The 11991-nt window shown below is 43.8% G+C and carries 9 protein-coding genes; 4 read left to right on the top strand and 5 right to left on the bottom strand.

The features are described 5' to 3' along the window. The first annotated feature begins 17 nt into the window (after window positions 1–17). On the top strand, window positions 18–1277 hold the full coding sequence (locus tag Q9G97_RS07035) for a type II toxin-antitoxin system HipA family toxin (protein WP_305898216.1): 1260 nt from the start codon (window positions 18–20) through the stop codon (window positions 1275–1277). A 278-nt stretch (window positions 1278–1555) separates the two neighbouring features. On the opposite strand, the gene Q9G97_RS07040 is transcribed toward Q9G97_RS07035, so the two are convergent. Then, window positions 1556–2482 carry a DMT family transporter gene (locus tag Q9G97_RS07040; protein ID WP_305898217.1) on the bottom strand — a complete coding sequence of 309 codons (927 nt, stop codon included), beginning with the start codon at window positions 2480–2482 and terminating at the stop codon, window positions 1556–1558. A gap of 83 nt (window positions 2483–2565) precedes the next feature. On the opposite strand from Q9G97_RS07040, the gene Q9G97_RS07045 reads away from it, so the two are divergent. Continuing rightward, on the top strand, window positions 2566–3456 hold the full coding sequence (locus tag Q9G97_RS07045; protein WP_305898218.1) for a LysR family transcriptional regulator: 891 nt from the start codon (window positions 2566–2568) through the stop codon (window positions 3454–3456). A 303-nt stretch (window positions 3457–3759) separates the two neighbouring features. On the opposite strand, the gene Q9G97_RS07050 is transcribed toward Q9G97_RS07045, so the two are convergent. The 4 genes from Q9G97_RS07050 to Q9G97_RS07065 all read right to left on the bottom strand — a co-directional run bounded on the left by Q9G97_RS07050 (window position 3760) and on the right by Q9G97_RS07065 (window position 9546). Continuing rightward, window positions 3760–5376: an NAD(P)/FAD-dependent oxidoreductase gene (locus tag Q9G97_RS07050; protein ID WP_305898219.1), complete on the bottom strand. Its 1617-nt coding sequence runs from the start codon at window positions 5374–5376 to the stop codon at window positions 3760–3762. 447 nt (window positions 5377–5823) lie between these two features. Next, window positions 5824–7026, bottom strand: a complete 1203-nt coding sequence (locus Q9G97_RS07055; RefSeq protein WP_305898220.1) for a 3-oxoadipyl-CoA thiolase — start codon at window positions 7024–7026, stop codon at window positions 5824–5826. A gap of 90 nt (window positions 7027–7116) precedes the next feature. Continuing rightward, window positions 7117–8724 carry a 3-hydroxyacyl-CoA dehydrogenase gene (locus Q9G97_RS07060; protein WP_305898221.1) on the bottom strand — a complete coding sequence of 536 codons (1608 nt, stop codon included), beginning with the start codon at window positions 8722–8724 and terminating at the stop codon, window positions 7117–7119. Window positions 8725–8769: 45 nt separating this feature from the next. After that, window positions 8770–9546: an enoyl-CoA hydratase gene (locus Q9G97_RS07065; protein ID WP_305898222.1), complete on the bottom strand. Its 777-nt coding sequence runs from the start codon at window positions 9544–9546 to the stop codon at window positions 8770–8772. Window positions 9547–9774: 228 nt separating this feature from the next. Here Q9G97_RS07065 and Q9G97_RS07070 point away from each other — a divergent pair, with 228 nt between their 5' ends. Both Q9G97_RS07070 and Q9G97_RS07075 read left to right on the top strand, forming a co-directional pair. Continuing rightward, the gene (locus tag Q9G97_RS07070; RefSeq protein ID WP_305898223.1) at window positions 9775–10929 is read left to right on the top strand and encodes an acyl-CoA dehydrogenase family protein; all 1155 of its coding nucleotides are present in this window, start codon (window positions 9775–9777) and stop codon (window positions 10927–10929) included. 121 nt (window positions 10930–11050) lie between these two features. Further along, complete coding sequence (locus tag Q9G97_RS07075; RefSeq protein WP_371747862.1) at window positions 11051–11896, top strand: IclR family transcriptional regulator; 846 nt, start codon at window positions 11051–11053, stop codon at window positions 11894–11896. The last annotated feature ends 95 nt before the right edge of the window (window positions 11897–11991 follow it).

Raw genomic sequence — 11991 nt, forward strand, 5'->3', positions numbered from 1 at the left:
ATAAGGTAGCCATTTCAATGTATCAACCGATATCAATTGTCAATATTTACTACCAAGGATTCGGAGACAAACGTCTTATCGGTAAATTAACGATGGATGGACGACGCCCTACCTTTGGCTATGATGCGGCGTGGCTGGCTGATGGACTGGAGCTGTCACCAATTGAGATGCCATTACGATCAGAACCTTACTATGGTGCTCATGCGTCAAGCCATTACTTATGCGGATTATTATCAGACAGCTTGCCTGATGGTTGGGGAATGCTGCTAATGGATAGATTCTTTCGAAAAACAATGTCTCATGCTACGTCAATCAATGTTTTAGATCGCCTCGCTTATATTGGTAATTCAGCAATGGGAGCACTTAGTTTTGAGCCACAACAAGATTTATCGGCCGCTGATATCGATATTAATGATTTTACTTTAGCCAAACTGGCCGCTGCCAATCAATCGATTTTATCCGGACAAGATAGCAACATACTGGCTGAGCTCATCGTTATCGGCGGCTCACCACAAGGTGCAAGACCAAAAGCACTTGTCCTATATGATGAGGCAACCGAGTTTATTGCTACGGACTTAACAAGCGAACAGCCATCCGCAACGCCGTGGCTGATTAAGTTCCCTGCCCAATCTGAGCATAAAAGCGTTTGTCTATTAGAGTCACTTTATGCTGATAGGGCTAAGCAAGCAGGCCTAAACATGCCTGCGCATCATTATTTTGATATTGGTGAACAACATGCTGCTTTTGGGGTTGAGCGTTTTGACCGCATGGGCAATCAACGCGTTCATACTCATACACTGGCGGGTTTGTTAGATATTGACTTTCGCATTCCTTCAATAGATTATTTGCAGTATTTGCGCTGCGTGCGTATGTTGACTCAATCGCAAGTTGCTGTAGAAGAGGGTTTTAGACATGCTGTATTTAATGTCATCTTTAATAATAAAGACGATCATAGCAAAAACTTCTCTTTTATGATGGACAAGGCTGGCAGGTGGTCATTGTCGCCTGTCTATGATCTCGCTTATAACTCAGGTATGAATGGTTATCATCAGATGGATGTGACTGGTGAAGCTCAATACCCTACCCGATCTCACTTATTAAAGTTGGCTAAACTTGCTGATATTAAGCAAAACAAGGCACAAGCTATTATTGATCAGGTAGCATCAGTTGCTGAGGATTTTTTGACTGTTATTAACAGTTATGATATTGAGAAAAACTTATGCAATCAGGTCATTGGTAATATAAAAGCCAATCTCAATCGGATGGCAAATCAATAGACCTTAAGAAGTTGTTAAATTTGTTGTTAAAAATAAATACTTAACTACCTTAACCATTAATAATAAAGGATTATGCTAAGTTAGTCGTTGCGTGGTGGGCGCACCATATAATATATTTTTAGTTTGCTTAAGAACCCCATAGCCCTTTGGTTGTGGGGTTTTTTGTTGCTTAAACGTTTTGACCCCTGTCGTCAAATCCGTACAGTTGGGGTTTGAATAAGGTATTATCGTCACTGCTTGATACTTATTCTTTCAATATACGGGTATTCACCACTTTCTTAACGCCGATTTGTCAAAACCACTCCAGTTATCACCAGCGCGCCACCGAGTAACATCGAAGAGGATATCTGCTCATTGAGTAGCAAAGCGCCGAGCAACACACCAAATAACGGAACAAAGTTAGTAAAAACTGACGTTTGCGCCGCGCCAATCGTTTTGATTCCTTGGTAATACCAAATAAAAGGAATAACGGTGCCAAATACCGCCAAATAGCCAATAGCGGCACCGATCTTCCAGTTTAACTCAGGTAGCACCTGCATGTTTGGATTGAACAACCATACCATTAACAACAATAGCAATCCCCAAATAGCGGCATAAGTCGTTGACACTAAAGGTGATAAACCAAGCAACGCTTTCCGTCCCACGACGGTATAGATAGCCCAACTGATTACCGCGCAGAGCATTGACAATTCACCACGGCCAAAAGCCTGACCACTGTCTTGAATCACGGTAAGTAGATGACCATTACTGATCACGGTTAGTGCGCCCAATACCGCCAAAGAGACCCCAAGCAACATCTGCAATGAAATTTTTTCTCGATATAAAAGGGAAACCAGTACCGCCGTCGCGATAGGATTAAATGCAACAAATAGAGCGGTACGAGAGGCTGGCATTTCAGAGAGCGCCGTAAAAAAGAACAGATTATAGGTAAATACCCCAGTAAGACCGAGCGTGAAAGTGATCGCGACCTGCCTGAGCGATAGCTTTGGTAGCCTACCTTCTAATTTTATAGTGAGTAAAATGAGTATAAATACTGCCAGACCAAAGCGGCCTATCGCTGACATTAAAGGTGAAAGCGATTCCGTCAGTAAACGCCCTGCGATAAAAGTCCCGCCCCACAGTAAGGCGACTAAGATAAGTTTGAAATAGATTGGCCAGATAGAGGGTAAAGCCAAGTCGTTAGAGGTATTGCTAATTGGTTGCATGATGTCGCTCAATATAAGAGTTAACCTGATATGTGCTATAGTATTTCACTAATGTTAACTCATAGTAAAATGAGCAAAAGATCATGACGTTTAGCCAACTTGAAATATTTGTGGTCGTTGCAGAGCTGTGCGGATTTACCTTGGCAGCCCAACAGTTAGGTATTAGTCAGTCAGCTGTTTCGCACGCACTGAAAAAACTCGAGGAGGACTTAGGAGTTAGCCTTATTGAGCGTAATAAGTCACAGGCAGAATTGACTGTCGCTGGCACTCGATTACTACCCCGCGCTCGAGAAATACTGGGGTTGTCTGAGACCATACGCCAAGAAGCTGCTGATATTAAGGGGTTGCAGCTGGGTAGTCTGCGTATTGGTTCTTTCGGTCCCACTTCCTCTTTGCGCTTACTTCCTGAGATCTTAAAGGATTACCGTAAGCAATTTCCCAATATTGAGGTGCGTATTGATGAAGGAAATGACCAACAGGTCGTGCAATGGTTACAAGAGCGGCGTGTTGATGTTGGCTTCGTGGTGCTGCCAGATGAGCATTTTGATACCTTTGCATTGATTGAAGATCAAATGGTTACTCTTATTCCCAAAACACATTCATTGGCGAATAAAGACGAAATCGCACTCCAAGATTTATGTCAGGTTCCTTTTATTCTGACCGAAGCTGGTTCAGCGCAACTCATTTCCAAGCTATTTGCAGCCGAGGATCTGATCCCTGATATTCGCTACAGAACAACACAACTGATGACGACAATTGCCTTAGTTGCAAAAGGAGAAGGCATTGCCCTCGTTGCTGAACTGGCACTCCCTCAATCTTTGCCAACCGATGGCTATGTGGTTCGACAACTAGCGCCGCAATACAAACGAACGATTGGTTTAGCACTGCACAGTACCCGCCAAGCCTCTCCTGCTGCACAGGCATTTATAAAAATGGCCGTACAATTATTAAAAAAGGAAAAACTGGCACGTTAAGACGAGAATACAGCGGCTATGTGAAAATCGGGGTTTTAGTTAATTTTAATTTAATATTTTTCATTATTTAAATTATTATAGTCAATAAAATTCATGTTTTTACAAAATATATTGGGAGCCAAAGCTTGTTATTTTCAAGCGCTTAGAACCTAAAAGTCCATTAAAAATACAAAAGCAACTCATCATCCTCAAAACACAAAAAAAGCCTTTCAAGCTTTATACTTCATAGCTTGAAAGGCTTTTTCGATCGCATATTTTTATCTAGGTAATGGTCTTAATATTGTGGTTTGCCCAAATCCGCTCTCACTCTATGTTCAACATCGATTTCGCCACAGCTTCGGCCACTTTAATGCCATCAATCCCTGCTGATAATATACCACCTGCGTAACCCGCGCCTTCACCTGCAGGGAATAATCCTTTGGTATTAATGCTTTGGAATTCTTTATTGCGTTTAATACTGATTGGTGACGATGTTCTGGTTTCTACGCCAGTCAGTAACCCGTCGTCAGATGAAAATCCTTGGATTTTTTTATTAAACGCTGGAATGGCTTCACGTATGGCATCCACAGCAAAGTCTGGCAGTGCTTTGCTTAAGTCGGTTAAGGTAATACCTGGTGTGTAAGACGGTTTTACATCGCCTAATTCTGAGTCTGGTTTACCTTTTAAGAAATCGCCAATGGTTTGCGCTGGTGCACTGTAGTCTTTGCCGCCCAATTCAAACGCTAAGGTTTCTAGCTGTCTTTGTAAGTCGATACCAGCAAGAGGGTGGTTTGGGTAATCTCGCTCTGGGTCGATGCCTACAACAATAGCACTGTTAGCGTTACGCTCGTTCCTTGAATATTGGCTCATGCCGTTAGTGACAACACGACCTTCTTCTGATGCGGCGGCAACCACAGTTCCGCCTGGACACATACAGAAGCTATAAACAGAACGACCATTTTTGCAATGATGCACCAGTTTGTAATCCGCAGCGCCAAGTATTTCGTTTCCAGCATTGTCACCAAAGCGGGCTTGGTCTATGGTTGACTGTTTATGTTCAATCCTAAAGCCAATAGAGAAAGGCTTTGCTTCAACATACACGCCTTTATCATGGATCATTTGGAAGGTATCACGGGCGCTATGACCAACAGCAAGAACAACATGGTTGGTTTTTAAGGTTTCGCCAGTATTAAGTGTCACGCCAGTTACTTTTGATTCAGTGATGTGTAAGTCGTCTACGCGAGTAGCAAAACGGACTTCCCCACCAAGCGCTATGATCTCGGCACGCATTTTTTCTACCATAGTGACTAACTTATAAGTGCCTATGTGCGGTTTACTAACAAATAAAATCTCGTCTGGTGCACCAGCTTTTACAAATTCAGTCATGACTTTACGGCCATAATGATTGGGATCTTTCACTTGGCTATATAGTTTACCGTCAGAAAAGGTACCTGCTCCGCCTTCACCGAATTGTACGTTAGATTCTGTGTTTAATTTACGCTGACGCCAAAAGCCAAAGGTATCTTTGGTGCGTTGTCTTACTTCATTACCGCGTTCAATGATAATAGGTTTAAAACCCATTTGAGCAAGGGTAAGTGCTGCTAACAAACCACAAGGTCCAAAACCAATAACAACAGGACGCTCAGTTAAATCCTCTGGCGCTTCACCTACACATTTATAACTGGTGTCAGGTGTTGCCTTAACATGATTGTCTGACTCAAATTGAACCAGTAAATCATTGGTCAAATCCGAGTCGGTCAGTGTGATATCTAGCGTATAAATTAATTGGATATTCCTTTTATTACGAGCATCATAACCACGTTTAAACATCACAAATGACGCCATTTGCTCAGCAGAAATTTTAAGTTTTGTCGTTATAGCAGTCGTTAGATCTGCAGGTGCATGATTTAATGGCAATTTAATTTCAGTTAAACGTATCATTGGTTACTCATAAACTCGTGTAGAAAACAGTCTCGCATTTTACTGGTACTGATACAAATAAGCGAATAAATATTTTACTTATGCAGGGTAAATTTATGGATTGGTATTGTGATTTGAAAATGAGCTATGCTGAAGAAACCTTAGAGATAAACTTGGTAAACTAGCGACTCGATGAGACGTTTACCATGACCAAGAAAATCAGAACTTACAATACAGAGGTCGAAGTCAAAGCTGTCAAGAAGATAGCAGACAACAATGGCAATATCTCAGCGACTGCATACGTTTAAATTTAGAGTGTAGCGAGCGCCTTAACCATCGGCATTGAGTGCAGACACTAGGGTACTCGATAGAGTCTATAATACTATCTGTCAATGAGTAAAAAAGACGCCTTTTGGGTCTCCCGTCGTGCCATTCGTATAGAATGTCGTAGCGATGATATTAATAGCGCTAGACTCGTTCTATCACCATGGCAAGCCCTTGCCCAATGCCAATACATAAACTGACTACCGCGTATTTTTCGCCTGTGCGCTGTAGCTCGCGCGCCGTACTTAACGCCAGTCTTGCGCCTGATGCGCCAAGCGGATGTCCGACGGCGATTGCCCCGCCATTGGGATTGACGCGTTTATCATCAAAGTCAATATCTAAACCTTTTAAGCAACCAAGTACTTGCGAGGCAAAGGCTTCATTAATCTCAATGATGGACATGTCATCAAGGGTCAAGTCAGCACGTTTTAATGCCAGTTTAATGGCTTCGACAGGGCCAACACCCATAATATTCGGCTCAATACCCATAGCACCAGATGAGAGAATCTTAGCAATAGGTTTAAAGCCTAACTTTTCCTCCGCCTGTATTGAGCCAATAATCAGCGCAGCAGCGCCATCGTTGATACCTGATGCATTGCCTGCTGTAACCACTCCATTTTCGTTTAATGGTTTTAGTTTTTGTAACGCTTCAACAGTAGAGCTAGCGCGAGGATGCTCATCATCTGTTATCGCTTTGTCTGGTGATTTTTTACCTTGCGATACTGTGATTGGCGTAATTTCATCGTCAAAGAATCCTGCTTGTTTGGCAACTTGGTATTTAGCTTGCGAGGCGGCGGCGAATTTATCTGCTTCTTCTCGGCTGATATCGTATTTGCGAGCGACATTATCGCCCGTTTGCGGCATGCTATCGCTGCCAAATTCTTTAGTCAACATAGGATTGGGGAAGCGGCTGCCAATAGTGGTATCGAATACTTTAAATTCACGACTAAATGGCGTTTCGGTCTTGGCAAACACAAACGGTGCTCGGGTCATTGACTCAACACCGCCCGTTAAAAATATGTCACCCTCGTGACAAGTAATACTACGGGCGGCATCGATGACGGTAGACAGCCCTGAGGCACATAGGCGATTGACGGTCTGACCGGGCGTTGTGACATCTAGTCCTGCTAGCAATGCGGCATTGCGGGCGATATTGCGTGAGTCTTCACCCGCTTGATTGGTATTACCGATCAGTACTTCATCAAAGATGTCGCTGGGCAGTTGGTGCTTGTCGATCAAAGCTTTTATCACTGTCGCGATCATGTCATCAGGACGTACGGTTGCTAATGCGCCGCCATGGCGACCAAAAGGGCTTCTTAATCCGTCATAAATATAGGCGTCTAACATAACTGTTCCTTGTTGTGTTTTGAGAGTGTATTTGATTAAAATATGGGATTTCGTAACTGTACTTGGGCGCGCTAAGTCATTAATAAGCCATTAGCCTAAATAATTATTTTGCTGAGTAAACAGTGATATGCTTAGCTTGGCACGGCGCTGTAACCATGGGCTTGGACGATAACGCGGATCTCCCGTTAACCCATAAATACGCTCTAAGATAAGTAAAATTCGCTCGGCACCAAGCTCGTCTCCCCATGAGATAGGACCATACGGATAACCCAATCCAAGCTTGACGGCATTGTCGATATCCTTTGGTGTGGCAATACCTTGCATCGCAATATCACAGCCTAAATTAATCACCATCGCCACGACTCGCTGTGCCACAAAGCCAGTGCTTTCGGTAATGAGCGTGGCATCGACAGCAATATCCGAACCTTCATCCGAGCTTGTAGCAAACTTATTATTTCTGCCAAATAAAGCATAAGCTTGCGCTACAAACTTATCCTCTGTAACGATACTTGGCATCAACGTACGGTGGCGCGATAAGTCCGTCAACATATCAATGGCGACCGCTTGTTGAGGGTTAACTTGATAACGGATAGCGGCGTTGGTCGTATCTTCACCGTAGATTGCCAGCAATACTAAGCTGTCAGATTGTGGTTCGTCGTTATCGTCGATAGTTATGTCTTTAGCATTTAGATAATCAACCAGCTGTTGTTTATCTGCCGCTAAATCCGCACCAATCCAAACTGAGCTAATGACTGTATCAGACCCTTTTTTTGAAACTGACACTTCAAGCGATAACTGTTTAGATGTATCTATAGTTACTTTTTGACCATTTTTATACTGGTAGAAGCCCTCACCCACTTTACGACCCAGCTTGTTGCCCTCCAGCATTTGACGAGTCAACGGATGCGGACGATAGCGCGGCTCGAAGTAGTATTGGTTATAAATTGACTCCATCACGGGGTGCGACACATCGATACCAGTGAGATCGAGTAGCTCAAATGGTCCCATGCGAAAGCCTGCGCCATCACGCAAAATACGATCGATGTCCTCAAAACTGGCCACGCCTTCGCCTAGTATTTTTAAGGCCTCTGTGCCAAAAGCTCTACCGCCATGATTGACAATAAACCCTGGGGTATCTTTTGCGACAACCCCTAAATGCCCCATGCGTCTGGCTAAACTGGTGAGCGTCTCGACGACTGAAGGTTTGGTAGAAATACCAGGGATAACCTCAACGATTTTCATTAGCGGCACGGGATTAAAGAAATGAAATCCTGCCACACGCTCTGGGTGCTCACAACCAGAAGCAATTGCGGTTACCGCGAGCGATGAGGTATTGGTTGCCAAAATGGTCTCGGCGGGAACGATGCTTTCTAGCTGTTTAAACAGCACCTGTTTTATTTCTAGATTTTCGATAATCGCTTCAATGACGATATCTACCTCGGCAATTTTGGCTATATCTTCAATCACGATCAGATTGGTCAAAGTCGCCTGTAGCTGCTCATCGGTAAATTTACCTTTAGCCGCCAGTTTCTCGAGCATAGCCTGAAGCGATTGGCGTCCTTGCTCAGCGGCACCCGCTTTGGCATCAAATAACAGCACTTGAATGCCCGCTTGAGCCGCGATTTGGGCAATACCCATTCCCATAATACCGGTGCCAATAATGGCTAATGATTGCATATCTGATGATGTGATAGTCATAGTATTCCTTTATATGATTTAGTGGTGTCTTAATCCCTTCAACGACTACTGTCCTTTGTAGTTGGCATCGCGCTTTTCCAAAAAGGCTTTGGCGCCTTCTTTTTGATCTTCGGTGTCGAACAAAATCTGAAAAGCTTTACGCTCTAAAGCCAATGCGCCTTGTAGAGGCATGTCAACGCCAAGATTAGCAACTTCTTTAATTTGTTCTACAGCAATCGGTGAATAACCTGCTAGTTGTTCAGCAATCTCAATAGCACGGGTGATAGTCGCCTCATCTTCCACCACCTCAGAGACCAGCCCCATTTGATCCGCTGCTTCAGCGTTTATCATGTCGCCCGTCAATATCAGCTTCATGGCTTTATGTTTGCCAATCAAGCGAAACAGCCGCTGCGTGCCCCCTGCTCCAGGCATTAATCCGATTTTGATTTCGGGTTGTCCAAACTTAGCCGACTTGCCCGCGACAATGATATCAGCATGCATAGCGAGCTCACAGCCGCCGCCAAGCGCATAGCCATTGACCGCTGCAATAATCGGCTTGCGACAATTGGTGATGGCATCCCAATAGCGTTCACTATGACGCAAGTACACATCGACTGTTTTTGCGGTTAAAAAATCATTGATATCAGCACCAGCCGCGAACACCTTATCGCCGCCAGTCAACACAATCGCCTTGGTATTCGTATCGTCATTTAACTGAACAAAAATCTCTGCCATTTGCTCGCGCAATTCGGCATTTAAAGCATTGCGAACTTTAGGGCGATTGAGGGTTATCACACTTACGCCATTATCCAACGTCTCATAGGTAATGATGGACTCTTCCATGATGCTATCCTTAGTAGTTATTTTTTATATATTATAAAAATACCGCACTGCGGTTTATAAAACCGAAATTGTTGTAATCTGCTTTAGTATAGATTATGCTATTTAGCTCATACAAGCCATTTATGTAAAACAGTCATTTGTACTATCAGTTATTCGTACTGCCAGTCACAAGTGTCAAAGTAATTCACACTATTTTTAATATTCAATCCCATCAGACAAGGAAGTCACATGATTAGAGATAAAGAAACCCTCGACCATATCATCAATACCGTTCGTCAGTTTGTGAATGATCAGCTGATACCTAAAGAGGATTGGGTGGCCGAAAATGATCGTTTGCCAGAAGATATCATTGAACAGATGCGTGACTTAGGTCTATTTGGACTGACTATTCCTGAGGAATACGGCGGACTGGGTCTCACTATGGAAGAGGAAGTTATCGTCGCGTTTGAGATGGGTCGCACCTCTCCTGCCTTTCGCTCGCTTATCGGTACCAATAACGGTATTGGTTCTTTGGGTTTAGTCATTGATGGCACTGACGAGCAAAAACAAAAATATCTGCCACGGCTCGCTAGTGGCGAAATTATCGGCTCGTTTTGTCTGACAGAACCTGAGGCTGGCTCAGATGCCGCGTCTCTTAGAACGACCGCTATCAAAGATGGTGATACTTATGTGCTGAACGGTACTAAGCGCTATATCACTAATGCACCTGAAGCCGGCGTCTTTACAGTTATGGCGCGTACCGATCCTGAGAATAAACGCGCAGGCGGTATCTCAGCCTTTATCGTTGAAAGCGATACCCCAGGTATCACTTTAGGCAAATGGGATAAAAAAATGGGGCAAAAAGGCGCGCATACTTGTGATGTCATCTTCGATAATTGCGTCGTGCCAGCAGATGCTTTGATCGGCGGTGTTGAAGGTGTCGGCTTTAAAACGGCGATGAAAGTGCTGGATAAAGGTCGCTTGCATATTGCAGCTGCTAGTACGGGCGCTGCTACTCGTATGCTAGATGATGCCCTCAATTATGCCGTAGATCGTAAACAATTCGGTCAGCCTATTGCAAGCTTTCAGCTGATTCAAGCGATGCTTGCGGACTCAAAAGCGGAGATTTACGCGGCTAAATCTATGGTACTTGATGCCTCACGTCTGCGTGATGAAGGCAAAGATGTCGCTACGGAGTCCTCTTGTTGTAAGATGTTCGCCACTGAGATGTGCGGGCGGGTTGCTGATAGAGCGGTGCAGATTCTTGGCGGTGCGGGTTATATTGCTGATTATGGCATTGAGCGCTTCTATCGTGATGTACGCTTGTATCGTCTCTATGAAGGCACCACGCAGATCCAGCAAATTATTATTGCCCGTAATATGATTAGAGAGGCTACTAGCTAATTAAAGCAGCCACTAGCTAAGTGTTTATTACCCGTCAAAGTGCATCCATGCTTTGACGGGTTTGTCAGACCCTAATAAAACTTTATTTTTTGTGATTTCGATTCGAAATAGTTGAGCGCCTATGACTAATGACACCCTTACCGATAAAAATGCTAACTCAGCAATGCATGCCGAATGGTTAGAACCTATCGCAGAGATGAGAGATAAAAACGACCGGCAGTTTGTCACGGCTTTGGCTCGTGGACTTGAGCTACTGCGTTGTTTTACTCCGCAGCGCCCTTATCTTGGCAATCAAGACCTAAGTCAACTGACGGGTCTGCCTAAAGGGACGATCACACGTCTGACTTATACCTTAGTCAAATTAGGATATTTAAAACAATCAGCAAACAGTAGTAAATATCAGCTAGCCGCTGGTGTGTTGGGATTTGGCTATACCATGATGGCGAATATCTCCATCAATAATTTGGTCACGCCCTATATGGAAGCGTTAGCGGATTACGCCAATAGTGCCGTTGCTATGGCGACTCGTGACCGCCTAATGATGGTGTATCTAAACGTCGTGCAAGGGTCTGGCACTACGACCATGCGACGTAACGTCGGCTCATACCTACCCATTCATTTAAGTGCCATGGGACGAGCTTGCTTAGCCAGTATGGCACCTGCTGAGCAAGAATTCATCCTCGATGCGATTCGTAGCAAGTACAAAGATGATTGGTTAAAGATTAGGCGAGGACTGGATAAAGCCTTTAAAGATTATGAAGATTATGGGTATTGTTTTTCGATTAGTGAATGGCAAAAAGATGTCAATGCCGTCGCCACTGCAATAATGCACCCTACTGAGGGCTTACTAACTTTTAACTGCGGCGCGCCAAGTTTTGTGCTTAGCCGTACTAAGTTAGAAGAAGATATCGCTCCTCGTCTGCTACATATGAAAAATAATATAGAAGATAATCTCTACATTATCTAAGGTGTGTTGAAGCCCCTAGTGGCTATATAAACGCTCATATTTGATAGCTAAAACTGTAATACAGTATTTAAACATTCAAATATAAGCAATTACTC

It is taken from the genome of Psychrobacter sp. M13 (assembly GCF_030718935.1).
Taxonomy (GTDB): Bacteria; Pseudomonadota; Gammaproteobacteria; order Pseudomonadales; family Moraxellaceae; genus Psychrobacter; species Psychrobacter immobilis_G.

Coding starts and splice junctions, on each gene's coding strand:
- Q9G97_RS07035 (WP_305898216.1), top strand. CDS start 18: ATGTATCAACCGATATCAATTGTCAATATTTACTACCAAGGATTCGGA.
- Q9G97_RS07040 (WP_305898217.1), bottom strand. CDS start 2,482: ATGCAACCAATTAGCAATACCTCTAACGACTTGGCTTTACCCTCTATC.
- Q9G97_RS07045 (WP_305898218.1), top strand. CDS start 2,566: ATGACGTTTAGCCAACTTGAAATATTTGTGGTCGTTGCAGAGCTGTGC.
- Q9G97_RS07050 (WP_305898219.1), bottom strand. CDS start 5,376: ATGATACGTTTAACTGAAATTAAATTGCCATTAAATCATGCACCTGCA.
- Q9G97_RS07055 (WP_305898220.1), bottom strand. CDS start 7,026: ATGTTAGACGCCTATATTTATGACGGATTAAGAAGCCCTTTTGGTCGC.
- Q9G97_RS07060 (WP_305898221.1), bottom strand. CDS start 8,724: ATGACTATCACATCATCAGATATGCAATCATTAGCCATTATTGGCACC.
- Q9G97_RS07065 (WP_305898222.1), bottom strand. CDS start 9,546: ATGGAAGAGTCCATCATTACCTATGAGACGTTGGATAATGGCGTAAGT.
- Q9G97_RS07070 (WP_305898223.1), top strand. CDS start 9,775: ATGATTAGAGATAAAGAAACCCTCGACCATATCATCAATACCGTTCGT.
- Q9G97_RS07075 (WP_371747862.1), top strand. CDS start 11,051: ATGACTAATGACACCCTTACCGATAAAAATGCTAACTCAGCAATGCAT.